Source organism: Alkalicoccus urumqiensis (genome assembly GCF_002993335.1).
GTDB classification, from domain to species: domain Bacteria; phylum Bacillota; class Bacilli; order Bacillales; family Salisediminibacteriaceae; genus Alkalicoccus; species Alkalicoccus urumqiensis.
The window spans coordinates 43,520-69,987 of sequence record NZ_PVNS01000006.1 but is presented as its reverse complement, the minus strand read 5'-3'; the positions used below and the strand labels follow the sequence as shown (position 1 = coordinate 69,987).

At 55.0% G+C, this 26,468-nt stretch carries 29 protein-coding genes; 2 read left to right on the top strand and 27 right to left on the bottom strand.

The window, feature by feature from the left end:
* Positions 1–5: 5 nt before the first annotated feature.
* The 6 genes from C6I21_RS07650 to C6I21_RS07625 form a co-directional block, all read right to left on the bottom strand.
* On the bottom strand, positions 6–557 hold the full coding sequence (locus tag C6I21_RS07650) for a F0F1 ATP synthase subunit delta (RefSeq protein WP_105958865.1): 552 nt from the start codon (positions 555–557) through the stop codon (positions 6–8).
* Positions 554–1,051, bottom strand: coding sequence for a F0F1 ATP synthase subunit B (gene atpF, locus C6I21_RS07645; protein ID WP_105958864.1), 498 nt, complete (start codon positions 1,049–1,051; stop codon positions 554–556). The genes C6I21_RS07650 and atpF overlap by 4 nt, the downstream gene beginning before the upstream one ends.
* 107 nt (positions 1,052–1,158) lie before the next feature.
* Complete coding sequence (gene atpE, locus C6I21_RS07640) at positions 1,159–1,377, bottom strand: F0F1 ATP synthase subunit C (protein WP_105958863.1); 219 nt, start codon at positions 1,375–1,377, stop codon at positions 1,159–1,161.
* An 85-nt stretch (positions 1,378–1,462) separates the two neighbouring features.
* Positions 1,463–2,188, bottom strand: coding sequence for a F0F1 ATP synthase subunit A (gene atpB / locus C6I21_RS07635; RefSeq protein ID WP_105958862.1), 726 nt, complete (start codon positions 2,186–2,188; stop codon positions 1,463–1,465).
* Positions 2,189–2,246: 58 nt separating this feature from the next.
* Positions 2,247–2,615, bottom strand: a complete 369-nt coding sequence (locus C6I21_RS07630; protein ID WP_181186162.1) for an ATP synthase subunit I — start codon at positions 2,613–2,615, stop codon at positions 2,247–2,249.
* On the bottom strand, positions 2,602–2,853 hold the full coding sequence (locus tag C6I21_RS07625; RefSeq protein WP_181186161.1) for an AtpZ/AtpI family protein: 252 nt from the start codon (positions 2,851–2,853) through the stop codon (positions 2,602–2,604). The genes C6I21_RS07630 and C6I21_RS07625 overlap by 14 nt, the downstream gene beginning before the upstream one ends.
* A gap of 416 nt (positions 2,854–3,269) precedes the next feature.
* Here C6I21_RS07625 and C6I21_RS16175 point away from each other — a divergent pair, with 416 nt between their 5' ends.
* The gene (locus tag C6I21_RS16175; RefSeq protein ID WP_181186160.1) at positions 3,270–3,725 is read left to right on the top strand and encodes a hypothetical protein; all 456 of its coding nucleotides are present in this window, start codon (positions 3,270–3,272) and stop codon (positions 3,723–3,725) included.
* A gap of 307 nt (positions 3,726–4,032) precedes the next feature.
* On the opposite strand, the gene wecB is transcribed toward C6I21_RS16175, so the two are convergent.
* From wecB to C6I21_RS07515, 21 genes are all read right to left on the bottom strand, one after another.
* Positions 4,033–5,178 carry a non-hydrolyzing UDP-N-acetylglucosamine 2-epimerase gene (gene wecB / locus C6I21_RS07615; RefSeq protein WP_105958858.1) on the bottom strand — a complete coding sequence of 382 codons (1,146 nt, stop codon included), beginning with the start codon at positions 5,176–5,178 and terminating at the stop codon, positions 4,033–4,035.
* Positions 5,179–5,413: 235 nt separating this feature from the next.
* A complete protein-coding gene (gene upp / locus C6I21_RS07610; protein ID WP_105958857.1) occupies positions 5,414–6,043 on the bottom strand; it encodes a uracil phosphoribosyltransferase in 630 nt (209 codons plus the stop codon).
* A gap of 143 nt (positions 6,044–6,186) precedes the next feature.
* Positions 6,187–7,452, bottom strand: coding sequence for a serine hydroxymethyltransferase (locus C6I21_RS07605; protein WP_425352481.1), 1,266 nt, complete (start codon positions 7,450–7,452; stop codon positions 6,187–6,189).
* A 217-nt stretch (positions 7,453–7,669) separates the two neighbouring features.
* Positions 7,670–8,632 (bottom strand): DMT family transporter, encoded by a 963-nt coding sequence (locus C6I21_RS07600; RefSeq protein ID WP_105958856.1) that lies wholly within the window; start codon positions 8,630–8,632, stop codon positions 7,670–7,672.
* Positions 8,633–8,900: 268 nt separating this feature from the next.
* Positions 8,901–9,188, bottom strand: coding sequence for a hypothetical protein (locus tag C6I21_RS16170; protein WP_142393231.1), 288 nt, complete (start codon positions 9,186–9,188; stop codon positions 8,901–8,903).
* A 200-nt stretch (positions 9,189–9,388) separates the two neighbouring features.
* Entirely contained in the window at positions 9,389–9,928 is a 540-nt protein-coding gene (locus C6I21_RS07590; protein WP_105958854.1) for a TIGR01440 family protein, read from the bottom strand.
* Positions 9,929–9,946: 18 nt separating this feature from the next.
* The gene (rpiB, locus tag C6I21_RS07585; RefSeq protein WP_105958853.1) at positions 9,947–10,390 is read right to left on the bottom strand and encodes a ribose 5-phosphate isomerase B; all 444 of its coding nucleotides are present in this window, start codon (positions 10,388–10,390) and stop codon (positions 9,947–9,949) included.
* Positions 10,391–10,404: 14 nt separating this feature from the next.
* On the bottom strand, positions 10,405–11,076 hold the full coding sequence (locus tag C6I21_RS07580; RefSeq protein WP_105958852.1) for a low molecular weight protein arginine phosphatase: 672 nt from the start codon (positions 11,074–11,076) through the stop codon (positions 10,405–10,407).
* A gap of 114 nt (positions 11,077–11,190) precedes the next feature.
* Positions 11,191–12,231, bottom strand: coding sequence for an L-threonylcarbamoyladenylate synthase (locus tag C6I21_RS07575; protein ID WP_425352486.1), 1,041 nt, complete (start codon positions 12,229–12,231; stop codon positions 11,191–11,193).
* A 130-nt stretch (positions 12,232–12,361) separates the two neighbouring features.
* Positions 12,362–13,201, bottom strand: a complete 840-nt coding sequence (prmC, locus tag C6I21_RS07570; RefSeq protein ID WP_245411568.1) for a peptide chain release factor N(5)-glutamine methyltransferase — start codon at positions 13,199–13,201, stop codon at positions 12,362–12,364.
* A gap of 4 nt (positions 13,202–13,205) precedes the next feature.
* The gene (prfA, locus tag C6I21_RS07565) at positions 13,206–14,270 is read right to left on the bottom strand and encodes a peptide chain release factor 1 (RefSeq protein ID WP_105958849.1); all 1,065 of its coding nucleotides are present in this window, start codon (positions 14,268–14,270) and stop codon (positions 13,206–13,208) included.
* Positions 14,271–14,368: 98 nt separating this feature from the next.
* The gene (locus tag C6I21_RS07560) at positions 14,369–15,697 is read right to left on the bottom strand and encodes an FAD-dependent oxidoreductase (RefSeq protein WP_105958848.1); all 1,329 of its coding nucleotides are present in this window, start codon (positions 15,695–15,697) and stop codon (positions 14,369–14,371) included.
* 50 nt (positions 15,698–15,747) lie between these two features.
* The gene (locus C6I21_RS07555) at positions 15,748–16,581 is read right to left on the bottom strand and encodes a polysaccharide deacetylase family protein (protein WP_181186159.1); all 834 of its coding nucleotides are present in this window, start codon (positions 16,579–16,581) and stop codon (positions 15,748–15,750) included.
* A 504-nt stretch (positions 16,582–17,085) separates the two neighbouring features.
* Positions 17,086–18,771 carry a copper amine oxidase N-terminal domain-containing protein gene (locus tag C6I21_RS07550; protein ID WP_105958846.1) on the bottom strand — a complete coding sequence of 562 codons (1,686 nt, stop codon included), beginning with the start codon at positions 18,769–18,771 and terminating at the stop codon, positions 17,086–17,088.
* 140 nt (positions 18,772–18,911) lie between these two features.
* Positions 18,912–19,541: a thymidine kinase gene (locus C6I21_RS07545; RefSeq protein WP_105958845.1), complete on the bottom strand. Its 630-nt coding sequence runs from the start codon at positions 19,539–19,541 to the stop codon at positions 18,912–18,914.
* Between the two features lie 144 nt (positions 19,542–19,685).
* Positions 19,686–19,928 carry a type B 50S ribosomal protein L31 gene (locus C6I21_RS07540; RefSeq protein ID WP_105958844.1) on the bottom strand — a complete coding sequence of 81 codons (243 nt, stop codon included), beginning with the start codon at positions 19,926–19,928 and terminating at the stop codon, positions 19,686–19,688.
* Positions 19,929–20,592: 664 nt separating this feature from the next.
* Positions 20,593–21,876, bottom strand: a complete 1,284-nt coding sequence (gene rho / locus C6I21_RS07535) for a transcription termination factor Rho (RefSeq protein WP_105958843.1) — start codon at positions 21,874–21,876, stop codon at positions 20,593–20,595.
* 183 nt (positions 21,877–22,059) lie between these two features.
* On the bottom strand, positions 22,060–23,346 hold the full coding sequence (locus C6I21_RS07530; protein ID WP_105958842.1) for a UDP-N-acetylglucosamine 1-carboxyvinyltransferase: 1,287 nt from the start codon (positions 23,344–23,346) through the stop codon (positions 22,060–22,062).
* Between the two features lie 185 nt (positions 23,347–23,531).
* A complete protein-coding gene (gene fsa / locus C6I21_RS07525; RefSeq protein WP_105958979.1) occupies positions 23,532–24,176 on the bottom strand; it encodes a fructose-6-phosphate aldolase in 645 nt (214 codons plus the stop codon).
* Between the two features lie 132 nt (positions 24,177–24,308).
* Positions 24,309–25,175, bottom strand: a complete 867-nt coding sequence (gene fba, locus C6I21_RS07520; RefSeq protein WP_105958841.1) for a class II fructose-1,6-bisphosphate aldolase — start codon at positions 25,173–25,175, stop codon at positions 24,309–24,311.
* A gap of 214 nt (positions 25,176–25,389) precedes the next feature.
* A complete protein-coding gene (locus C6I21_RS07515) occupies positions 25,390–25,764 on the bottom strand; it encodes a response regulator (RefSeq protein ID WP_105958840.1) in 375 nt (124 codons plus the stop codon).
* A 163-nt stretch (positions 25,765–25,927) separates the two neighbouring features.
* On the opposite strand from C6I21_RS07515, the gene C6I21_RS07510 reads away from it, so the two are divergent.
* A complete protein-coding gene (locus C6I21_RS07510; protein WP_105958839.1) occupies positions 25,928–26,449 on the top strand; it encodes a DUF2529 family protein in 522 nt (173 codons plus the stop codon).
* The last annotated feature ends 19 nt before the right edge of the window (positions 26,450–26,468 follow it).

Sequence of the window (26,468 nt, the reverse complement as noted above, 5' to 3'; positions counted from 1 at the left end):
CACCCCTATCTGCTGTTCCCTTCAATCATACGTTCATGTATGCGTGCCAGCTGGTTAGCAATTGTTCCATCGTACACGGTATCTCCAATGCGTACGCGCAGTCCGCCGATGATTTCGGGGTCTACGTGGCTCTGGATGAGAAGCTCTGTCTTCCCGGTGCGCTTAGCGAAAACACGGGCGATGGCTTCTTTTTCCTCTTCGGATAACGCTTTGGCAGAGTAAACATCCGCTTCAGCAATACCCTGTGCTTCGTAGGTGAGCGCTTTAAAGTTATCTGCGATCACACCGAAAAGATCTTCACGCTTGTTATCCACGAGCAGACGCAGCAGGTTAAACACCGGCGTGCTTACTTTTCCGGCAAATCCCTGCTCCAGAATGCCCTTTTTCCGCTGATCGGTCATCTTTGGATGGCGGAACACTTCGTCAAGAAGGTTCGTCTGTTCCATCACCTGGCTGACAGTGGCGAGATCGGCAAGCGTCTCTTCCAGCGTGCCGTTTTCCCTGGCAGTCTCAAACAGTGCGGAAGCATAGCGGAAGCCTACTGGATGCCTTCTCATAGGTCGTCGCCAACTTCTCTAAGCGTTTCCTGGATCAGACGCTCCTGCTCCTGTTCATCCAGTTCTTTCTCAATGACTTTGGCTGCCACGAGGACAGAAAGTGTCGAAACTTGCTCACGAAGCGCGGAGATAGCCTGTGCTTTTTCTGTCTGAATTTCCTGTTTGGCAGCTTCTTTCATGCGGTCCGATTCCAGACGCGCACTCTTCACGATATCGGCTGCCTGCTGTTCACTCATTTTCTTTGAGTTTTCAACGATTTCTTTTGCTTCTTCACGTGCCCCCTGAACGGCGTCACGCTGTTCTTTCAGATATTTTTCCGATTCTTCCCGGTTTTTCTCGGCGGTTGCAATCTGATCTGCAACGTGCTTTTCACGCTTTTCCATCATGTCCATGACCGGACCGAAGGCGTATTTCTTGAGAAGGACGAGAAGAACGAAGAATGCAGCTATCTGATAGACTGCATTCAGCCATTCGATTTCTGTAATATCAAACAACTGATTCGCCTCCTTTTACAAAACTGCTGAAACTTCCTGATTACAAAAGGAATGGCGAAGAGTGTATACCATACGTTCTCCGCCATTGAAAAAAGAGTTGGTAATAGTTACATATTACCGAGTAATAAGAAGGCGATAACGATCGCGAAGATCGGCAGTGCCTCTACGAGCGGTACACCAATGAACATCAGTGTCTGAAGCGGACCACGAAGCTCCGGCTGACGAGTAACACCCTGAAGTGTATTCGCGATAACGATTGCTACCCCGATACCTCCACCAATTGCTGCAAGACCTGCTGCAAGACCAATTCCAAGACCTAGTTCCATTCTGAAAATCCTCCTTCAAAGATTTAAATTTAGTAATGTATAAAGAATACGCTCCAGTGGAGCTCTTATTCACAAAAAAAGGTGATTAATGTTCGTCGCTTACTTTGTGTGCCATATACACCATCGTCAGCATGCAGAAGATAAATGCCTGCAGCGACCCGATGAACACACTGAATGCCTGAAAGACGACAAGCGGTACAAATGCACCGAACGCCCAGAAGAGGCTGGATGTTCCAAGTCCAACGAGCATCACGAGAATAACTTCCTTTGCGTAAATGTTCGCATAAAGACGCATCCCGAGCGTGAGCGTGTTGGAAAATTCCTCAATGAATTTGAAAGGCATTAAAAACGGTACCGGACGGAACCAGTCCTTCCCGTATTCTTTCGGTCCTTTGAGCTTAATGCCGTAAATGTGGGTGAGCACAATGACGAACAGCGCAAGGGACAAGGTGAGAACCGCGTTTGATGTCGGTGAATTCCACCAGACGTAGTGGTCTCCGGCGGTTGCCAGTTCAAACGGAACCCCCATCATGTTGGCGACAAACACGTAGAGAATCAGCGTGATTCCAAGCATGAAGAAGTTTTTGCCCCGTTCCCATTCCATCGTACTGCTGATGACGTTTTTGATGAACTGCACTAAGTACTCGAGTGCGTTCTGTGCTCCTGTCGGATACATTTCAATCTTTCTTGCCATAAAGAAGCAGACAAAGAAGACAATCGCCATCGCTACGGTAATCAGGATCAAGTTCGGTACGTTCACCGTTAACCACGGGATACCAAACAGGTCAACCTTGAGATATTGAGTATCCAATCGTAAATTCACCTCTCTTTTGATGCACTACAGAGGATTCCACGCATGGAAGACCCTGTTACTGTAAATGCTTAATGTGGAAAATGGGATCGATAAGAAGGATGACGTACGTAACTGCCAGACCGGCAATCACACCAGTCATATCGAAATACTGGGGAAAAGCTTGAGCAATGAACAGTGCCGCCACCACGATGATCATTCTGCCCGCGGTGCCGATGGAGAATTTGTACTTTCCTGTCTCCTGCGTTCTGCTGATCCGTTTTATCTGGAAATATGTACTCACGAAGTTCAGTAAACTAAATAATGTGCCGAACGCCATTCCAAGAAAAAACGTCGAGAAGCCGGTTATTATGGCTGTGATCAGTAAAAGGACAATAATAACGGCGGTATAAATACTATACCGTCGGAAAATGTCACGAGTCGTCATTGTTGTTGTCCCCTGTCGAACGCTGCACGGTTTCATAGATCCCGTACATTGCTGCGCCTAATCCTGTCAGCAGCAGAACCACCGTCCAGATGCCGGCCGTATCGAACCGGTTGTCGAGCCACCCGCCGAGCAATACGCCGAACAATACCGCTCCTATAATATAGGAAGAAATCGTCGACATCAGCGCAAAGGCTTTCAACACCGTCCGGGCCTGCGGCCGCTTTCGCTTTCCAACCATTCCGCATGACTCCCTGCTTATCTCTACGGGCCATTCACCGATACCCTTAGTCATCGTACAACACGACCCCGGGTGTGTCAACAAGTTGAAAACGGAAACAACACTGTTTCAGCGCGGATATTTCTGAACTGCTCCGGACAGGATTTTCACCCAGTTTCCCTTCCCGTTCCGCATCCTATTATACATAAGATTGTGAAAAATGTCTGTTTATTTTGGGATAAATTAAATATGAAATTTTTGTGAAGATACAGGCTCCGAACGGTTGTGCTGTCAGGGTTTTTCCGCTGTCAGCATCCGTACGGGAAGTTCGTCCCGGGCAGAACAGTTGAGTTTCCGCGGGAAAAGGAGTATGGAGCGGAGAGGGCGGTTTCATCGATGGGGTCTGTTTCAGACAGGTGACACGGTACGGCTCTGGTTTGACGCGATGGGCCGCTCGAATGACGCGCAGAGAGCTGTTTTTGACGCGGGTGCAAGCCAATGACGCGATCGGTGCTCCAATTGACGCGGCAGCTCCTCCTTTTGACGCGGTCCGCACTGGAAATGATGCGAAGCGCCGCTCGAATGACGCGGCCTGCTTCAGACAAAAACCAAATAACCGCTGCTGCGCAGCCATCTGCCTGCTCCGGAGCAGGTGCAGGGCCGGCCGCGGGCTGACGGCCGGCGGTTTCTTTTCGGGTTTTGCACTGACGCGGTCCGGCTCTGGTTTGACGCAGTACGCTGTGCCAATGACGCGCGGGGAGCTGTTTTTGACGCGGGCACGTGCTGATGACGCACTCGGCTCTCCAAGTGACGCGGCTGCTTCTTCATTTGACGCGGCGCTCCCCCGATTTGACGCGAAACGCCCGCGAAATGACGCGCCGCTTCTCGAGTAAAAACAAATAACCGCTGCTCCGCAGCCCTCTGCCCGCTCCGGAGCCCGTGGATGGCCGGCCGCGGGCTGACGGCCGGTGGTGGATTGCGGGTTTTACGTTCGTGGCACGAATGTGCTCCGTTTTGGCACGAAAATCCGGCATCCTGGCACGGCGCCCCCTGATTTTGGCACGATATTTTTTACGTGGCACGATCGGCTCCGGTCCTGGCACGAAACTGCTGCTTTGTGGCACAAAATCCGCCGTCCGCGGCACGATCCCAACGGAAAAACCGCTTCCGGCATCTTAAGCCGAAAGCGGTCGCGTATCTCTATTCGGTTTTGAACACGTCCGGGCGGTCGTCCCGCAGTCCGTAGAAGTAGCGGATCGCTTCGACGATACGCGCGGAGGCGGCACCGTCGCCGTATGGGTTCGACGCGCGCGACATCGCTTTGTACGCTGCATCATCGTCGAGCAGCTCCGCCGCATCGCGGTAAATGTCTTCCTCTTTCGTTCCCGCAAGCTTCAATGTGCCGGCGGCAATCCCTTCCGGACGTTCCGTTGTATCCCGCAGCACGAGCACCGGTACACCAAGGGATGGCGCTTCTTCCTGCACCCCGCCGGAATCCGTCAGAATAATATGCGCGCGCGACGCAAAGTTATGGAAATCCCGCACGCCGAGCGGCTCGATCAGATGAATGCGCGGATCGTCTCCTAAAATCGTATCCGCAAGCTCGCGGACGACCGGATTCAGATGCACCGGATACACGACCTGCACATCCTCATAATCCTCCACGAGACGCTTGATCGCGCGGAACATATTCTCCATCGGCTCCCCGAGGTTCTCCCGGCGGTGTGCTGTGACAAGCAGCAGCCGGTCCTCCCCGAGACGCGTCAGCACCTCACTCTCATAATCATCCCGCACCGTCGTCTGCAGCGCATCGATCGCCGTGTTTCCCGTCACGAAAATCGCTTCCTTCGTCTTGCCCTCCGCCAGCAGATTCTCCTCCGCCTTGTTCGTCGGCGCAAAATGAAGGTCACTGATCACACCCGTCAGCTGCCGGTTCATCTCCTCCGGAAACGGCGAATACTTATTCCACGTGCGGAGCCCCGCCTCCACGTGGCCGACCGCAATCTGGTTATAGTACGCCGCAAGCGACGCCACAAACGTCGTCGTCGTATCCCCATGCACCAGCACCATATCCGGCTCCAGACGCTTCATCGCCTCATCGAGCCCCTCCAGCGCACGCGTCGTCACATCCGTCAACGTCTGGCGCGCCTGCATAATATTCAAATCCTCATCCGGCGTCACACCAAAAATATCAAGCACCTGATCCAGCATTTCCCGGTGCTGCCCGGTCACCGCCACAATCGACTCAATATCCTCCCGCTTCTCCAGCTCCAGAACAAGCGGACACATCTTAATCGCCTCCGGCCGCGTCCCGAAAATCGTCATAACCTTCTTCTTCTCCGCCATCACAATCTCCTCCAATCTCACTGCCACTCATTCTACCAATCCGGTATCCCGCCGGCAACAACACTCCCGCAAAACACCACGTTCCTTCCGCGTCTTCCGTCAGGCTCAGCCCGTATGTACTTCAGCGGAACGAAAAACACCGTTCCCCCTTATTGGACGGGAACCTTCTATTTCCGTTACAACCGTCGTTTTCAAAAAAGGCCGGCAGAAAAAACTCTGCCGGCGGATACATCAGTTATTTCGTTCCGAAAAGGCGGTCGCCGGCATCACCGAGACCCGGGACGATATAGCCTTTTTCGTTCAGCTTTTCATCGAGTGCAGCCAGGTAGATGTCGACATCCGGGTGCGCTTCCTGCATGGCTTCGACGCCTTCAGGAGCTGCGACGAGGCACATGAGGCGGATGTTTTTCGCGCCGCGCTTCTTCATGACGTTGATCGCTTCGATCGCGGAGCCGCCGGTGGCAAGCATCGGATCGACGACGATGAAATCGCGCTCGCCGGTGTCTTTCGGCAGCTTCACGTAGTATTCAACCGGCATCAGCGTTTCTGGGTCGCGGTACAGCCCGACGTGGCCGACTTTTGCGGCCGGAACGAGTTCCAGCATGCCGTCAACCATGCCGAGGCCGGCACGCAGAATTGGTACGATGCCGAGCTTTTTCCCGGCGATCGTCTGGCACGTCGCTTCTGCGACCGGCGTCTGCACCTTCACGTCTTCAAGCGGCAGCTCGCGTGTAATTTCAAATGCCATAAGACCTGCGATCTCATTCGTCAGCTCGCGGAACTCTTTCGTGCCGGTGTCTTTGTTGCGGATATAGCTCAGTTTATGCTGAATCAGCGGATGATCAAATACGTATACTTTTCCCACACATATCACGCTCCTGAAGTCGTTATTCCTTGACGTATTCTACACGGCATTTCTCTTCCCTGCAAGAGCGGATTCGCCTGTGCATACGTACGGGGCTCACCGGACCACAGTCCGGAAAGCCCCTTTTCCCGTTCGTGTAACGATTATAGGTCGGTGTACATTGGATGCGCGCTCGTCAGCTTCGCTGTCCGCTCCGCTGCTTCTTTAAGCACCTCTTCGGATTCCGGATCCTTCAGCACCGATGCGATGATGCTTCCAACTTCTTTAAGGTCCTCCTCCTTGAATCCGCGGGACGTGACCGCGGCGGTGCCGATACGGATGCCGCTTGTGACGAACGGGCTTTCCGGATCGAATGGAATCGCATTTTTGTTCGTTGTAATGCCGACTTCATCGAGCGCTTTTTCTGCCGTTTTCCCAGTCAGGTTCAGGCTGCGGAGATCGAGCAGCAGCAGGTGGTTGTCCGTGCCGCCGGAAACGAGATCAATGCCGTTTTCATTGAGGGAAGCTGCAAGCGCACGCGCGTTGGCTCGGATCTGCTTGGAGTACGCGGTGAACTCGTCCTGGAGCGCTTCGCCGAACGCGACTGCTTTGGAGGCAATCACGTGCATGAGCGGGCCGCCCTGCAGTCCCGGGAAGATCGCCTTGTCGATCTTTTTGCCGTACTCCTCTTTTGTCAGGATCATGCCGCCGCGCGGTCCGCGGAGCGTTTTGTGCGTCGTCGTCGTAACAAAATCCGAATACGGCACCGGATTCATGTGCTCGCCGGATGCGACGAGACCTGCGATGTGGGCCATATCCACCATAAGGTAGGCACCGACTTCGTCTGCGATCTCACGGAAGATTTTAAAGTCGATTTCGCGCGGGTAGGCGCTTGCACCGGCAACGATCATTTTCGGCTGATGCTTCTGTGCCAGCTCGCGTACCTGATCGTACTGGAGCATGCCTGTTTCCTCGTCGACGCCGTAGCCGACGAACTCGTACTGCTTCCCGCTGAAGTTCACCGGGCTGCCGTGCGTCAGGTGTCCGCCGTGGGCCAGGTCCATACCGAGAACGGTGTCGCCCTGCTCAAGAAATGCAAAGTAAACAGCCATGTTCGCCTGCGCGCCGGAATGCGGCTGCACGTTGACGTATTCTGCGCCGAACAGCTCTTTCGCCCGGTCGCGCGCGATGTTTTCCACGGTGTCGACGTGCTCACAGCCGCCGTAATAGCGCTTTGCCGGATACCCTTCTGCATATTTGTTCGTCAACACAGAACCCTGCGCTTCCATTACTGCCTTGGAAACAAAGTTCTCTGATGCAATCAGTTCAATGTTGTCCTGCTGCCGCTTCAGCTCCTGATCCATTGCTGCAAAAACATCCGCATCCTTTGCCCGTACGTGACTCAGCGTTCGCTTATCCATCGTCGTCATGAATGTAGACCTCCTATAATCCTTACTATCATGCCATCTAGTGTAACGCCTGGAGCGGAAATAAGCAAAGGAATTTGCACTTGTCGGACAACTGTAAGCGCTTTGATTTCGTCTTTTCTGATTATTGATACATAAAATCTTCCGTTTTCGTTGAATCCAGGAAGCACAGCCGGATATTTAAGCGTCGTTTTCCTCCGATTGTTCGCCGGGATGGAGATTATCTACCGGAGTAGGGCTGCTCCTCCGCTTCGTCGTCTTCCAGCGCTTCATATTCATAGGCGAGCTCCTCCGGTTCCGGCGCTTCGGCCGCGGCGGGTACTTCGCGCTGGGTGCTGAGTGCGGCAACCGTGAGCAGGATAACGGCCATGCCGCCGAGCTGGAACAGGGAGAGCATGTCGCCGAGCAGCACGCCGAACAGGGAGGCCGTCACGGGTTCAACCATCGCGGTCATCGCAGCAATCGCCGGGGTCGTCAGCCGGATGCCGTAAATATAGAAGATAAACGACATGCCTGCCCCCACCACTCCGAGAAGAAGAAAGAGCCAAAGATCTTCTGATGGGAGAACGGCCCTCATCTGTCCGCGGTCGCCGAGAAAAAAGAGCACGAGGCAGAAGACTGCAAACGCCACGGTCAGCGCCGTCTGCGGGCGGCCGATCGGCGCGGCATTTTTAAAACCGAAGATAAACAGCGTGTAGCTGAGCCCGGCACCTAGACCTGCGGCGGTGCCGATCCCGCTGACATCCGCTCCGCCCGGGGAGAGAATGCCGGTGAGAAGGACGATGCCGACCATCACACTGGCGATGCAGCCGCATTTAAACCACGTGGCGCGCTCGAGGTGCAGCGCAAAGGAGACGAGCAGCACGAAAATCGGGGCGGTATACATCAGCGTCGCAGCCACGGCAACGCCGGACGCCTGAATACTGAAATAATAGAAACTGAAGTTGCCTGCCACACCAAGTCCCGCGGCCGCCGCCCAAATATAGAACCGGAGCGGGGGCTTCTCCTCCGGCCGGTACCGCGCGGCCAGCCAGATGCTGAAAAACACCAGCCCAATCAGTCCGCGGTAAAAGGAGATGACCATCGGCTCCCACCCGCGGCTCATCAAAATGTCGCCGATTCCACCGCTCAACCCCCATCCGACAGCAGCAATAACGATCAGGATCACACCGTAAAACTTCACTTCGTCCCTCCCACGCTCGTATCGGCCGCCGGTACAAGCTAAAAAAATCGTCCAATTGTCATTTATAGGTAATACTATCGGCAAGGATACTGATTCCTTTTATGATTAAATCCAAAACAGAATATTTACGTTTTATGTATTTTTTCAGCAGATTATAGAAATCACTCTGCAAAAACCACAATCCGCCGCATTTGCGTTCCTGAAGCTGGTCAAAAGACCGCAGCAGCCGCGGCTCATGCCGACCGCCACGCAGCCACCATCGACCGCCTCACCTCTTCCTCCGCACACCAAAAAAGAAAGCCGGTCCGCGGGGACCGGCTTTCTTTTTTTGACAGCTTCCAGCAGTTTTATTGCGGTCTCCGTCCAGCACGTGGCGGTGTTTCTTCCTATCATTGCGATCTCTGCTTTCAGTGTGGCGGTGTCCTCTTGAGAGATGGCGATCTTTTTCTCCGGTGTGGCGATCTTGGAAACCGCCGTTGCGATCCCTGATCTCCGCACCGCTGTATTTCTCCGAAAGAGACATTTCTGCGCCCACGAAAACACGCACTATCTTCATCGAGATGATCCTCACCCAAGCTCCGCCAGACATTGGAGCCGTGGGCGGAGACGTACGGGCACAGCGGAGATACCGATAGATGAAACAATGGGTGAACTGCCGCATCCCCTGGCCCGCCTGCTTGGATGAAGCTTCGAATTGCAGCCTTTCTTAAATTGCAAAAAAGCTGCACCGGAAGATCCGGTACAGCTCATCGCTTCTTATTCGTATTTTGCTCTGGCACCGCCGACGAGCTTCGGGCGGGTGCGTGCATACGTGACGTGCGCACTCCCGATTTCCGTGACACTCGTGCGGACGGGAACAGCGACCCGGCGAAGATGCATACCGATAAACGTATCGCCGATATCGATGCCGGCGTGCGCCGACACTTCATCCACAAGCACCGGATCTTTCATCTGCCGGTGCGCATAGGCAGCCATCGATCCGCCTGCTTCCGGCACCGGAACGGCGCTTACTTCTTCGAGATGGTACGTTTCCTGCGTGCTGCGCTCGACAAGCACCGAGCGGTTCAAGTGCTCGCAGCACTGAAACGCCAGGTGGACGCCGGTCTCTTTCTGGAACGCGTCAAACGCCTCCCACAAGATTTCCGCGGTATCCACCGTTCCGGCTTTGCCGATCCGCGCCCCGCGGATTTCACTCGTACTCGTGCCGATGACAAGCATCTGCCCCGGCTTCAGTCCGGCCTGCTCCTGCAGCTCACGAAGTCCCTGCATCAGCTGATCTTTCCATTCGCGGCTCATGATGCATCCCTCTTTCTTTTAGGACTGCTGTTCGTAATCCATCATCTTCTGAACGCGGCGCTGATGACGTCCGCCTTCAAATTCTGTCTCCAGCCACACCTTCACAATTTCCCGGGCAATACCCGGGCCGACGACACGCTCACCCATCGCAAGCACGTTCGTGTCATTGTGTTCGCGCGTCACTTTCGCCGTGAAAAGGTCCTGCACGAGCGCGCAGCGGATGCCTTTCACTTTATTCGCTGAAATCGACATGCCGATGCCGGTGCCGCATACAATGACACCGCGGTCCGCACGTCCGTCTGCGACCATTTCCGCCGCCGGGATACCGTAATCCGCGTAATCCACCGACTCGCCTTCATGGTTGCCGACATCCACCACTTCGTGACCAAGCTCCTCGATCACGGGAACAATCTCTGCTTTTAATGCATAGCCTGCATGATCAGACCCCACTACCACTTTCACACAACCCACATCCTTTATCCCTGGTTTCGGTAATTCCAGCTTTCCAGCTTCGCAATCAGCTGGTCAACTGCTTCTTCGATCTCCTGATACGTCGCCTCATAAATCGACTCATCGCCGCCGAACGGATCGCGGATATCCATCGATGGAAGATCCCACTCCAGACGATCGACCGCACGCTGATGCGGCTCGACCTCTTTTAACAGCGCTTCTTCCAGCTGCTGCTGGTTGCCGATCGGCTCATCTTCATTATACTTATCCACTTTGTTCTGATTCTGGGCGACGAACTGTGCCTTCTTCATCTCAATCTCCGCGAGATGCGCCTTCAGCTCTTCCATCTTCGCCTGGCTCTCCACATCATCCGTCACATACTCCTTCAATGTATACACCTGCGCAGCACGGTCCGGGAACTGCTCCACAACCGCCTGTTTATGTGAATCCGTCATCGTCAGAATCACGTCCGACCAGCGGAGCATCTCCTCGGTCAGCACCTCCGATTGATGACTTTCCATTAAATTATGACGGGCCAGCGCCTGGCGCGCTCCCTCCGACATCGGTATGCCGTCCGTCGCATGAACCCCGGCCGAACGCACTTGATAACTGTCATCCGGGCGTTTGGCCAGAAAAATGGCCTCCGCCATCGGGCTGCGGCATGTATTTCCAGTACAGACAAACAGTACATTTTTCATTATTTCCACATCCTTCAATCAGGCTATTCTCTCACTTACCCGACATACCATACCGTCAACCTTATTTCTATTTTATCATATTATTGGCAGAACGACGTCTCCACACGCCTGTCTTTACTCGCTTTTCCGCTCCGTCCACACACGGCCGCCTGCCGCCTTCATCAGGCGGTTCATCACCGCAAATCCCAGTTCTTCGGAGGGGAGTACACGCATGAGAATAATGTCCACATCCTCCCGGCGGAACGCCCGCAGCGCTCCGTACAGTTCACGGGCTGCGTGCACGATACTGTCGCTCGATAATACGAATGCTTCGTCCGCCTCCACGCTCCCGGCACGGGATTTCGGAATGATCACCCCGACGCGGAAGCCGTCCCGCTGGGAGGACGAGATGCATTCCTGAAAAAACGATTCACTGCCGTCCACCAGCGTAAGCGGCGCTTCCGGCGCATAGTGCGTATATTTCATCCCGGGAGATTTCGGGGCGGCGTTATCCACATGCAGTGCCGGATCCACGTGCACCGCGCCGCAGCAAGCTTCAATCTGTTCCTTTGTGACGCCTCCGGGCCGCAGAATAATCGGCACGGCACCGGAACAGTCCACAACCGTGGATTCCACACCGACACCAGTTGCTCCGTCATCCACAATCGCCGCGATGCGGCCATCGAGATCTTCGGCTACGTGCTGGGCCGTTGTCGGACTCGGGCGGCCGGAACGGTTTGCGCTCGGTGCCGCCACACCCGTACCGGCTGCCCGGAGAAGACGAAGCGCAGTCGGGTGATCCGGCATGCGGAGGCCGACCGTATCGAGACCCGCTGTCACGAGTGTGGATAACCTGCCGTTGTGGGGCAGAATGATCGTAAGCGGCCCGGGCCAGAACGTATTCATTAATTTTTCTGCCATTTTCGGCACCTGAGAGGTGTACTTATACACATCTTCCGGGGAGGCGATGTGGACGATGAGCGGGTTATCTGCCGGACGCTCTTTTGCTTCGAAAATTTTCTTTACCGCATCGTCGGAGCACGCGTCAGCACCGAGTCCATAGACGGTTTCTGTCGGAAACGCCACGACTTCGCCGCTCTGAACCAGCGACGCCGCCCGCGCGAGTTTCTCCTTTTTATCCACAGCGTTTTCCACAGGGAGGTATTCCGTCTGTATATAACTCATTCATAAGCCTCCTTTTACATGTCATGTTCGCCTTTATCTGTGTACAAAAAAGAACTTATCCACAAAAACAGGGGATAACTCCCTTCATTTCTGTGCATAAGTCTGTGGAAGACGAGAAAAGTTATCCACCGGGGGGAACATGAATGAGGACAACCCGTTCGTTTCCGTTCATGTCTTTATGCACGTCGACTGCAGCCTGTGGAAAAGAACGATTCATCAAGTCTGCTACTGCTTTACCCTGGTCGTGCCCGATTTCAAACGCGGCAAGACCGGGTTTTTTTACGTATTCCGGAAGCACCTCGGAGAGCCTCCGGTATATATCCAGCCCGTCGTCTCCGGCAAACAAAGCCCCTTCCGGCTCATGGCCGGTGACGTTTTCTTTCATCCACAGGCGGTCGCCTGCTGGAATATACGGCGGGTTGGAGACGACGATATCCACAGGTCCGCGGACCGGCTCCAAAAGATCGCCGTGAGAAAACGTGACGCAGGCGCCGAGTTCGGCCGCGTTTTTCTCCGCGGTTTCAAGCGCTTTTTCCGATATATCGACAGCTGTCACCGAAGCTCCCGGAATTTCCAGCGCCAGCGTACAGGCGATGATCCCGCTTCCTGTACCGATATCCACAATGGACGGCTCTTCTGCCGGAACGTGCCGGAGCACGGCTTCGATCAGCTCCTCTGTCTCCGGTCTCGGGATCAGCACATGTTTGTTGACGTGAAACGGCCGGCCGTAAAACATCTCGGTACCGGTTAAATGCTGAACCGGTATGTGGCTGCACGCTTTTTCTACATCGCGGAAATAGGGCGCTTCTATGTCAGACGGGAGCGGTGATCGGAGCTCGGCATAGAGGCGTGCCCGGCTCCATCCGGTATGGTGCGCGAGCAGAATATAGGCAATTTCCTTCTCATATCCGGCTTCTTCCAAAAAAGAAGAAGCCCGGTTCAGGGCTTCCTGTACGATCATCTGCTTACTCCGCATTCTGCATGAGGCGGGACTGCTCTTCAATGATGAGCGGGTCGATCACTTCATCCAGTCCGCCTTCGAGAATTTGATCGAGCTTCTGCAGCGTCAGGCCGATGCGGTGATCGGTGACGCGGCTCTGTGGAAAGTTATACGTGCGGATCCGCTCGGAGCGGTCGCCGGAGCCGACAGCCGATTTCCGGTGCTCGTCGTACTCCGCCTGCGCTTCACGCTGAAACTTGTCGTAGATCCGGGCACGGAGAACTTTCATCGCTTTCTCTTTGTTTTTAATCTGCGATTTTTCGTCCTGACAGGACACGACGGTCCCTGTAGGCACGTGCGTCAGGCGTACGGCAGACATCGTCGTGTTGACGCTCTGCCCGCCCGGTCCGCTGGAGGCAAACGTATCGACACGGATATCCTTCTCGTGGATATCCACTTCCACTTCCTCCGCTTCCGGGAGTACCGCAACGGTCGCAGTCGACGTATGAATCCGTCCGCCGGATTCGGTCGACGGTACACGCTGTACGCGGTGGGCCCCGTTCTCATACTTCAGCCGGGAGAATGCCCCTTTGCCGTTCACGCTGAAAACGACTTCCTTGAAGCCGCCGAGTCCGGTGTCATTCGCTTCAATGACTTCAATTTTCCATCCCTGGCGGTCCGCGTACCGGGAATACATCCGGTACAAGTCGCCTGCGAAAAGCGCCGCTTCATCGCCGCCGGCTGCACCGCGGACTTCCACGATGACGTTCTTATCATCGTTTGGATCCTTCGGAATAAGAAGCACACGCAGCTTTTCCTCGAGCTCCGGAATCTGCGGGGACAGCTCATCCATTTCAGCTTTTGCCATCTCTTTCATTTCCGGATCGTTTTCATTAAGCATTTCCTTCGCGTCCTCATACTGCTGCTTAATATCTTTGTAGCGGCGGTACGCTTCCACCGTTTCCTGAATATCCGACTGTTCTTTGGAATAATCACGAAGCTTTTTCGTATCATTAATTACATCCGGGTCCATCAGTAACTCTGTCAGCTGATCGTACCGGTCCTCTACTGCCTGAAGGCGGTCAAACACCTTACTTCACCTCTCCTTATAAATACCTCTCTTCAGTATAGAACCTGTCCGGCCGGAATGCAAACCGCCCCCGGTACAGAGACCGGAGGCAGGTGCGTTTATAATCTTCGTGCCGCTTTTTGAATCGGGTCCCACGTGGAATTAAACGGCGGTGCATAGCTGATATCCAGGTTTTGAATGTCATCGACGGTCATCTCATTGTAGATCATGACAGATGCCGTATCGATACGTTTATCCACACCGTGCACGCCGGCTGCCTGAAGACCGATGAGCCGGCCGCTCTGATTGTCTTTAATCATTTCCATTTTGAATGCTTTATTGCCCGGGAAATAACCGGCAATCGGCGACGGTTCGAACGTTTCACAGGAAACATCGAAGCCAGCCTCTTCAGCTTCGACCATGGATATACCGGTGCGGCCGACCGTCAGCCGGAAAAAGCGGAAAATCGCCGTGCCGAGCATGCCCTGGAACGTCTTCCGCTCTCCGGAAATGTTCGCTCCGGCGATACGTCCCTGCTTGTTCGCGTGGGTGCCGAGCGGAACGTAGTCGTCCACTTCCTTCACGCGGTGGTACTGCGTTGCGCAGTCTCCCGCTGCATAAATATTTTTGACGTTCGTGCGCATATACGCGTCGACTTTCACTGCGCCGGATGCATGCAGATGAACGCCGGTTCCGTTCAAATATGACGTATTCGGTGTAATGCCGACCGCGACGAGTACACCGTCCGTCTGATACGTGCCGCGGTTCGTCTGTACTGCGCGCACGCGGCCGCTTCCGTCATCGACAAAGCCGTGAACGTCCTCCTTCAGCACGAGCTCCACATCATAGTCATGCGCCTCGGCTTTCAGCGCATCGCTGATGTATTCATCAAACCCGCTGCCGAGACGGTCCGAGCGGTTGATAATCCGGACACTTTTCCCCGCTTCACGGAGGTTCTCCGCCGCCTCGAGTCCAATGTAGCCCGCGCCGATAATCGTGATGTGCTCTTTATCCTTAAAATCCTGCTTGATCTTCTCGATATCCGGAATCGTCTTCATCGTATGAATGCCTTCAAGTTCCGCTCCGCCGACCGGTATCATATCCGGGCTTCCGCCGGATGCAGCAAGAAGCGTATCGTACGGCAGCTCAAACGCTTCCCCGTTTTCCAGATTCGTACCGTATACCATCTGCTTCTCTGCATCGACGTGCGTCACTTCGTGAAACACCCGTGCATCGATCCCCTTTTCCCTGAAAAAGTCAATCGACCGCGCGATCAGCTCATCCGTATCCGGAATCGTATCACTTAAGTAATAAGGCAGGCCGCACTGGGCGTAGGAGTAGACGTTTCCCCGCTCCAGCACCGTAATCTCTGCGTCTTTTCGTTTGTGTACAATCTGCATGGCAGCGCTCATTCCTGCTGCGTCGCCGCCGATAATGATCATCTTCATGACAGCACCTCCTTTTTGTCTATACCCTTAGAGGTACCTGAGAAAACGAGTTACGGGCGTTCGTTTTCAAGCATCGCAATGAGTTCGTCTCCGTTCATATCCCCCGGCACGTTAAACCGGTGCAGCATGCCGGCTTCCAGATGCTCCTGCTCGTTCATGACCGGATGAATCGTGAACAGAAGCGGCATCCCCATTTCCCGGGAAATATCGACGCTGAACTCGTTGTATTTACCGAACGGAAACGAAAAAGCGGTGACCGGTGTATCCAGCTCCATTTCCATGAGCTCTTTCGCTTTGGCAAGATCAGCCCGGACTCTCATTTCATATTCCAGCTCCGTCTCCTCCGGCGTCCGGCTGATGAGCGACGCTTCTTCTGCGCCGGTTTCACCCTCGTGCAGGTAGTGCATATCATATGTATGATGCTGGATGGACACGGTTCCTTCTGCTTCCATCTCCCGCGCTTCCTCCCACGTAAAGTGGTTGTCCGCGCCGCTTTCTCTTCTTTCGGCAATCGCAAAGATGACCGCATGCATGCCGGCTTCCTGAAGCGCCGGATAGGCATACTCATAATTCGAGCGGTAGCCGTCGTCGAAGGTGATCAGCACCGGTTTCTCCGGAAGTGCTGCTCCTTCCGCCCGGTACGCGTGGATCTCTTCGAGCGTGATACTCGTGTAGCCTGCTTCATTAAGCGCAGCCAGCTGCTCTTCAAACACGTCCGGCGGCACGGTAATCGAATCAGCCTTCCCCGGTTGAAAATCATGGTACATCAGCACCGGAAGCTCCACCTCCGGCTGTTCCTCTGCGGCAAACACCACCTGCTGCAGCACAAACATGACCAGCATCCCCGCGATAAACGCGGCAGCTGTAAATAATCCCTGTTTCATTGACACTTCCCCCAGTCCTCTGATTAACGTGGACACAGATTTTTGGAGGGCCCTCTGCTGTGTTCTACCAGGGTAGACGCAGACAGTGTAAAAAGGATTCGTTCCAAAGGCATCTTTTTTATCAATTTTTTTGAGGAAAGTCCTATATCGCGTTCGGCCCCCTGGAACCGCCGGCTGTAATCCGAAAAACGAAAGTGCTGCTGCCGGGGAGCGGCGGCGGAGTCTCATAACGGAGGGGGAAAGTCTCATAACGGCGCCCTGGAGTCCGATAACTTCGTCTGCCAGTCCCACAACTCAGGGGGTCGTTCCCAAACGAGTCGAAAAGTCCAGCTTCTCCCTCCCGGATTCCCACAACGCACCGGCAGATTCCCACTTCCCGTCCACCGGCCGCAGACTCCCGGCGCTCCAGCCGCCTACCTATGAGAAACGTTTTTTCAGAAGAAGCATGCCTCGCCGCTTACCTCAGCCATGAAAAAAGCTGCCCCGGAGGACAGCTCATGACGCTTATTCAAGGGATGTATCCGAGAGCGGCTGGAACAGAAGCTGCAACGGCAGGTTGCTTCCGGAGGCCGGGATGAATTCGATCGTGACATCCTCTTCTTCCTCCCCTGTCTGATACAGCTTCAGCGCCTTTCCGGAGGAAGCCAGCGATCCGGTGACGACCTCTCCGTTTACGAGAAACGCTCCGCTGTAAATGCCGCCGCGCGGATTGACAAAAATGCCGGTATCCTCAGCCACGGTGCCGGAAAGCGTATAGTGCACACCGCGGTTGCCGAAGTTCGTCTCCGAAAGACCTGTATACGCGTCCACTCCCGTCACATAAGGATCCACGCCACCGTCACCAAGCACGACACGCTGCGGCGTCCGCCCGGCAGTCTCCTGCAGAAAGAGTGTCCGGTCCCCTTCGGCGAAAGTTCCCCGCGTGTGCTTCTCCGCACGCGGCACGATTGTTTCCGCTTCCGGCTCCTTCTGCGTCACCGCCCGCACGAGTACTTCCGCCTCCCCGTCCGTTTCCACATCCAAATACATCGTCGCTGTCATGCCCGGATCGATCCACTTCTCGATCAGCTCCCAGCCGATGATCCCTTCTGCTCCCGGCGCGTAGACGACCGCATTCATATGGGAGCTGTCCAGAAAACGCGCTACGGCAGCCTGACCGGACGCACTCGGAAACTTCGTCGGACCAGCTGTACCGATCCTTGTCTCCGTCACCGCAAGCTCCCCGTCCGACGGATTTTTCACCACAGCCTCCAGACGCATCGGCACGTCCAGCGCATTCTCATGATGCACCAGCACTCTCGCCTTCCCGTCGATCGTATCCTCATAATACACCCCCGGCTCCGTTACACGCTCCGGATTGTTACTCCGGAGAAGCACACGCTCCCCGGCCTCTGCGCGCGGAACGACCTGCTCCATCCCGAGAACCGCCGTCCCATTCACATCAACAAGCTCTCCCGGACGGGAAAAACGACGCTCGAATTCCGCTTCGCTGTAAAGCTGTTCTCCGGTTATCTCAATCTCCTCTTCCACACGGATCGTCTGCCCGTTTACGACGGTCTCAGCACGAATCGTTTTCGTTCCCGGTGTGAAAAAGCCGCGTTCGTTGTTGGTATACGTGACATCGGCACTGTCCAGATCGAAGCCGTCCGCTCTCCATTCATACGGGATCGGTTCACCCATGGCAAACGTCGTTTTCGGCAGATGCAGTTCCAGTGAAGCCGGGGCTTCCGGTGCCGTCTGCCAGTTAAGAAAGACTTTGCCTTCGCCTTTATCGTGGCGGACGCGCATGCCGAGCGCCTCGGTCGTTTCGCGGAGCGGCACCATGAGCGAGCCGTTTTTCAGGTGGGCTTCGCCGCTTCGGAAGGAGGCTTTGTCCCCATCGATCCAGAAATGCCCGGCGCCTGCAGCATAACCGAGCGTGGTGCCGAGGTAGTCTAGTGTGTAGGCACGGGTGGCCGGATTGTATGTAAGCTCTGCGCCGAGACGCTCGGATAAGGAGCGCATGGACACAAACGTCACCCCGTTGATGATTTCGTGCGGTGCCTGGGCGAGGTACACCGAGTTGTTTTCGTAGTACTGCCTTGTATCCATAATAAACATTAATTCCCGTTCGGCGGCGTCTGCGTTATGTACACTTCCTGCGAGCAGCGCCGTGCCGAGTGCCAGTGCGGCAAGTCCCTGTTTCAGCATGATCGTTCCCCCTTAGGTTTGTCGGATTGATTGTACCTCAGCCGGGAGGCCCTTTCAACCAGATCGTGGAAAATACATCCATCGACTCACCTGTTATTGTCACAAAAAAACTCCCACCATCCGGTGAGAGCTGTGGCCGTTTAGTCGTTTTCACTTCGTGCCAGATTGACGGCGTGAACGTGCGTCGTTTTCGGCCTGCCGGGCACTTCATGGCAGTGGCGGCAGCGCGGTTCGTACGATTCATCAGCGCCGACGAGGATAATCGGATCGTTGTAGGAGGCCGGCTGTCCGTCGATCAGCCGCTGTGTTCTGCTGGCAGGTGACCCGCAGGAGAGACAGATGGCCTGAAGTTTCGTGACGGTTTCGGCGAGTGACATGAGCGCCGGCATGCAGCCGAACGGTTCGCCGCGGAAATCCTGATCGAGTCCGGCACAGATGACGCGCCGGTTGTCATCGGCGAGTGTCTGGACGACGTCGACGATCGGGGCATCGAAAAACTGTATCTCATCAATGGCGACGACCTGCGTATCTTTGTGCAGCAGCGTGTAAATATCCTCGGCGTCTGTCACCGGATAGGCAAAAACTTTGGTTCCGTTGTGGGAGACGACTTCCTGTTCGCTGTAGCGGTCGTCGAGCTGTGGTTTGAAGACCTGTATTTTCTGGCGTCCGAAGCTGGCCCGCCGGACGCGCCGGATCAGTTCCTCGGATTTTCCGGAAAACATGCTTCCGCAGACCACTTCGATCCACCCTTCTTTTCGCGTGAGATGCATGGGCACCGCTCCTGTTCCATGAAATATGTATACATTCAGCCTACGCGCCGCAGGCCGGCTGGACAACCGTCCTTTGTCACACTTCGGCAAAAAAGCGATAAAAAAACAGGCAGAACGGAAATCCTGCCTGTTTCAAGTGAATTCTTACATACCGTATTTCTTCTTGAAGCGGTCCACACGGCCGCCTGCGTCCGCAAACTTCTGCTTCCCTGTGTAGAAAGGGTGAGAATCAGAAGAAACTTCCACAGTCACCAGTGGGTACGTGTTGCCGTCTTCCCACTCGATCGTTTGATCCGTGTTTAACGTAGATCCGCTCAAGAACGTGAAACCAGTACTCGAATCCTTAAATACGACTTTGCGGTATTCTGGATGAATTGCCTGCTTCATGTCCATTCAACTCCTTCCGCCCTGAATCTTTCGAAACAGAGTAAGATAGTGCATAGGCGTTCACACATAGAAAGATTATACCAACCGTTTCCGCTGAATGCAATGGGGTTCGGCATATTTTTCCCGCAGAGGGCCGGCCTGATTTTTGGCCGGCGGTTTCTTTTTTGTTTCTCTGCTGACGCGGTACGGCTCTGCTTTGATGCGGTACGCCGTTCTATTGACGCGCGTGGAGCTGCTTTTGACGCGGTCTTGCGCTGATGACGCGGTCGGTTCTTCAACTGACGCGCCCGCTTCCCAGTTTGACGCGGCACACGCTCACGATGACGCGAAACGCTCGCGAAATGACGCGGTGCCATTCGAGAAAACCCAAATAACCGCTGCTCCGCAGCCCTCTGCCCGCTCCGGAGCAGGTGAAGGGCCGGCCGCGGGGTGACGGCCGGCGGTGGATTAGTGGTTTTGAGGGTCGTGGCACGAAACCGTTCGGTTCTGGCACGAACCAGCTGCCTTCTGGCACGCGGCGCACGGCGTTTGGCACGAAATTTTACTTTTGGCACGACCGGCTCCGTTTTTGGCACGACACCTCCGCTCTATGGCACGAAATCCATCGTTCGTGGCACGAACCGCGCGAAAAGGCACCCGGAGCAGGGCTCCGGGTGCCTTTTGATCAGCTGTCGTTTGATTTTGTCGATTTGGCCGGACGCCGGCCTTTATCGAAGGATGCGAAAAATTCTTCGTTCGTTTTCGTTTCGCGGACTTTTTTAAGAAACTTCTCCATGTAATCCGGCTGGTCATTGAGTGTGCGGCGGATCGCCCACAAGTCTTCGATCTGTTTCTGCGGAAGCAGAAGCTCTTCGCGGCGCGTGCTGGAGCGGCGGATATCGATGGCCGGGTAAATGCGGCGCTCGGCCAGGCGGCGGTCCAGATGAAGCTCCATGTTGCCCGTTCCTTTAAACTCTTCGTAAATGACGTCGTCCATACGCGAACCGGTTTCCACGAGCGCGGTGGCGAGAATCGTCAGGCTGCCGCCTTCTTCAATGTTTCTCGCTGCACCGAAAAAGCGCTTCGGGCGGTGGAAGCTCGCCGGGTCGATCCCGCCGGAGAGCGTGCGTCCGCTCGGCGGAATGACGAGGTTGTAGGCGCGCGCGAGACGCGTGATGCTGTCCATGAGAATGACGACATCTTTCTTCGATTCCACGAGGCGCATCGCTCGGTCGAGAACGAGCTCGGCGGTTTTGATATGGTTTTCCGGTACTTCATCGAACGTGGAGCTGACGACTTCGCCTTTGATCGAACGCTCCATGTCCGTCACTTCCTCCGGACGCTCGTCGATCAGCAGAACGATGATTTCCATGTCGGGATGATTTTCTGCGATGCTGTTGGCCACTTCTTTTAACAGAAGCGTCTTTCCGGCTTTCGGCGGCGCGACGATCAGTCCGCGCTGACCGAATCCGACAGGAGAAATCATATCCAGGACGCGGGAGGCGACCATGTTCGGCTTCTGTTCCAGCGTCATTTTGCGGTCGGGGTAGAGCGGTGTGAGCTGTGGGAAGTGCGGGCGTTCGCCGGCGTTTTCCGGATCTTCGCCGTTTACCGCCGCGACCTGCAGCAGTCCATAGTAGCGTTCGTTTTCTTTTGGCTTCCGCACTTTCCCGGAGACGCGGTCCCCGTTTCGCAGCTTAAAGCGGCGGATCTGGGAGGCGGAGATGTAAATGTCCTGTGGACTCGGTTTGTATGTGTTCGAACGGAGAAAGCCAAATCCTTCCGACTGGATAATTTCCAGGATGCCTTCCATGAACATAAGATCTTCGTTTTCTGCCTGCTTCTTGAAAATCGCAAAAATAAGCTCTTTTTTCGTGAGCTGACTGTAGTAGGAGACTTTGTGCTCCTTGGCAAGCACATACAGCTCCTTGAGCTTCATGTGCTCCATTTCCTGCATTGATACACCCATATTGTTTCACCAAACCTTTAAATTATTGTGGCGCCTGTACGGCTTCTGCTGGGATTATGTACTATCCGGGGGAGATTACCGGGATCGGGGGATGACGATACGCGCCTGCCGGAGGCGTCATCCGCTTCCGGCAGCACTTTCTATCTAAGCATATCCGGGGTTCAGGGGCAAGCGTGATTTTCCCTAGGAGTTTTCGATTTCCTGAAGTTCTTCTTCGCTCAGGCCTTCTCTCCAGATGACAGCGCCGAGTCCGCTCAGCTTCTGTTCGAGGCGGGCGTAGCCGCGGTCGATGTGATGCACGTCGGTGATTTCGGTGACGCCCTCTGCGAGCAGTCCGGCAGCAATGAGCGCGGCGCCGGCGCGGAGGTCGGTCGCGCGTACGCGTGCACCCTGAAGCGCAGTCGGGCCGTAAATGAGCGCGGAGCGGCCGTCCACTTTGACGTCGGCACCCATGCGGCGCAGTTCATCGGTATGCTTGAACCGGGCGTGGTAGATCGTATCGGTCACCATGCTGGCGCCGTCCGCCTGGGTGAGAAGCGACGTCATCGGCTGCTGGAGGTCGGTCGCAAAGCCGGGATAGACGAGCGTTTTAATATCGATCGGCGTGAGGTGCTCTGCCCGTTCGATATAGATGCTGTCGTCTCCTGCCTCGACGGTGACGCCCATTTCACGGAGCTTGGAGCTGAGTGATTCGACGTGAAGCGGAATGACGTTATCAATCGTCACCGCGCGTCCCGCCGCAGCGGCAAAGATCATGTACGTGCCGGCTTCGATCCGGTCCGGGATGATCGAGTGGCGGCAGCCGTGAAGCTGGTCGACGCCTTCGATGCGGATGACATTCGTTCCTGCTCCTTTAATTTTTGCGCCCATGTTCGTCAGTAGGGTCGCGACATCGATAATTTCCGGTTCTTTCGCTGCGTTTTCGATGACGGTTTTTCCTTCCGCCCGGACGGCCGCGAGCATGATGTTGATCGTCGCTCCGACACTGACGACGTCCAGGTAGATCCGTGCACCGCGGAGCTTGTCCGCCTGCAGGTACATCGCGCCCTGTTCGTTCGTCACTTTCGCTCCGAGGGCTTCAAATCCTTTAATGTGCTGGTCAATCGGCCGCGGGCCGAGGTTGCATCCCCCGGGAAGCCCGATGACCGCTTTGTTGAACCGGCCGAGCATCGCTCCCATCATATAATAGGAGGCGCGGAGCTTTTTCACTCTTCCGTTTGGCAGCGGCATCGGAATCATGCTGGACGGATCCACGGTAAGTGATCCGGTCTCCAGATGTGTCTCTGCTCCTGCTTCCTCCAGAAGCGCACTTAATATGTCCACGTCGGAAATCGACGGGAGGTTGTCAATTGTCACCGGGGAATCCGCAAGCATTGCGGCGGGAATCAGTGCAACGGCGCTGTTTTTGGCGCCATCTACGGAGACCCTTCCCTGAAGCGGGTGACCGCCTTCAATTAATAATTTATCCATAACGTGCGTCCCTTCCTTGTTTCAGAAATGATCCTTTTCTGGATGTCGTTTCCGGGGTGTCTTCGGTGATGGCAGCGGAGGGTGGGGGCTGGTAAAAGAAGCGCAGCACAGGTACCGGCCGCCGGGCTCCTCCGAGGAGAAAGCAGCTTCTGGATACCTGTGCACGTTTTTAAGAAAGTTAAAACCTACTTCTGCGTTTTCTGCCAGTCGCTTAAAAACTTTTCAAGGCCGATATCCGTGAGCGGATGCTGGGTCAGCTGCTCGAGCACCTTCCCGGGAACGGTGGCAATGTGGGCCCCGCGGAGGGCGGCTTCTGTCACATGCACCGGATGCCGGATGGAAGCGGCGATAATCTGGGTATCGATGGCGTGCCGGTCAAACAGCTCCGCGATCGTCTCCACCAGATCCAGCCCGTCCTGACCGATATCGTCGAGGCGGCCGAGAAAAGGAGACACGTACGCCGCACCTGCACGCGCAGCGAGAAGTGCCTGATTGGCGGAAAAAATAAGCGTCACGTTTGTCTGGATGCCGGATTCGCTGAACGTCCGCACAGCTTTCAGGCCTTCCAGTGTCATCGGTACTTTGACGGTGATGTTCGGCGCGATGGCCGCAAGTTCCCGTCCTTCACGGATCATTCCTTCCGCATCTGTGGCGATGACTTCCGCGCTTACCGATCCCGGCACGAGCGCCGTAATTTCTCTCAACCGCTCGTGGAAATCGGCTCCTTCTTTGGCAACAAGGGACGGATTGGTCGTTACTCCGGCGAGGACGCCGAGAGCCTCCGCTTTCTTAATTTCCTCCATGCTTGCTGAATCAATGAAAAACTTCATTCCTTTTCCCTCCCATCCGTAGTTAACGAAACGTCCGGTTTCCTGCCGCGCCTGCATGATAACGCTTTCTCTTTTTTACCAAAGAGAGAGGCTGTTCCTCCAGCCCCTTCTCTTCATCCGAAAAACAACCGATTACTTTGCCTGGCCGGAAGAACCAAATTCACGCATTTTGCCGATCACTGTTGCTTTGATCGCTTCACGTGCCGGACCGAGGTACTTACGCGGGTCGATCATGTCCGGATTTTCGTTCAGTACTTCGCGCACTTTCGCCGCAGAAGAAATCTGATTTTCCGTGTTGACGTTGATCTTCGCTGTACCGAAAGAGATCGCCTTTTTGATGTCTTTTGTCGGGATACCTGTACCGCCGTGCAGTACGAGAGGCACCGCTGTCATCTTCGAGATCGTCTCCATGCGGTCAAAACCGAGGTTCGGCTCGCCTTTGTAAGGGCCGTGTACAGAACCGAGCGCCGGAGCGAAGCAGTCCACGTTTGTCTCGTTGATGAGCTGCTCGCACTCTTCCGGAATCGCATACGCTGCTTCTGCATCGTCTACGATAAGGTCGTCTTCCTGTCCGCCGATGCGTCCGAGTTCTGCTTCTACAGAAACGCCGCAGAGGTGTGCTACTTCCACTACTTTCTTTGTCAGAGCGATGTTTTCCTCCAGCGGGTGGTGGGAACCGTCGATCATAACAGAAGTAAATCCGGCGTAGATAGCTTCCACACACTTTTCAAAGCTGGAGCCGTGGTCGAGGTGAATGGCAACCGGAACCGTCACATCGTACGCATCCATGAAGCCTTCCACCATTTTGACTACTGCTTTAAAGCCGCCCATATATCTGGCCGCTCCTTCAGATACACCGAGAATCACCGGGGATTTCTCTTCTTCTGCAGCCTGAAGAATCGCCTGCGTAAACTCCATGTTGTTCAGGTTAAACTGACCAACACCGTATGAGTTCGCTTTTGCAGTTTCCAACATCTCTTTCATTGACACTAATGGCATTCGCTGAGTCCTCCTTCGAATATACGTGCTTCTGCCCACCGGACGTGTCCGTTCACACAAAAACATACAAACGCCGATGATGCATGCATCACGCGTCCGTTTGTATGTTTCGGACGTTTGTGAACAACCTGTGTCAGGTGAACTCACATGGACATTATAGCATAGAAATGAAGGATTTCACGCGGAATTATCCGATTATTTATGCCGCAAACGCTTACATGCCGTCTTTTTCGTCAAAAAATTCCCGGATGCGGCTCCGGACGGTATCAATATCAAACGGCTTCGCAAAATGGGTCACCGCACCGAGACTTTTCGCCTCTTTAATGAGCTCCATTTCCCCATAGGCCGTCATAAGGAAAACGTCCGTTTTCATTTCCCGCTGGCGCATTTCCCGGAGAATTTCAATGCCGTCCATTCCTGGAATTTTCATATCCAGAAGCACGAGATCCGGATGCTCCGATTCCAGGATCTGCAGGGCCTTCTGACCGTTGGCCGCTTCATATGTTTCGTATCCATCTTTTTCGAATACTTCCTTTAACAGGACACGGATACCAAACTGATCGTCTACTACAAGCAGCTTTTCGCTCATTCTTTACCCCTTCCCTCGTACCTTCTGATAGTCGCACATACTGTATTTACCATGATAAGGAAGAAAGTGGTCGAATTCAATCTTTTCCGTTCGACATCTTCCGTGCTTTTTCTTTTTCCACCTGCTACACTTTCCCCGACACCTGTTTTAAGGAGGAATCCTCATGAATAAAATCTTTATGACCCAGCTCCGCGGCCTGCTCGAGAAAACAGCTGATCAGGAGGAAACGATGGAGGACGCCGCGCGCGCAGCTGCCCAGAGCATCGCCGCCGGCGGCAGGTTCTTTCTCCACGGCACCGGCGAACTGAAAGGGATCGAGGCCCAGGCTTTCGACGGAGCCGACCCGCTCCCCGGTGCCGTCCGCCTCACCAGTGCCGAAGACGCCGGACCGATGGAGATGGTGTGGCTGTTTGCTGACAGCGCGGAAAGCATCCGCCCGCTGACTGAAAACATTCTGGAGAACGGGGGCCACGTTCTGCTCGTCACACCGGAAGCGGTGGAAGACCTTCCGCCGGGAAGCTTTTCGCTCGCCACCGGCGTCACGCGCGGCCTTATCCCGGAAGAAAGCGGAAAGCGGACCGGCCGCCCCCATCTTCTCGTATCCCTTCACCTTTACTACGATCTCCTGTTTCTCCTCCGGGAGATCCTCGAAGAAAACGACCTTCTGGAGGAGATAGAAGAATAACGTCCTTCCGCCTGGAGAG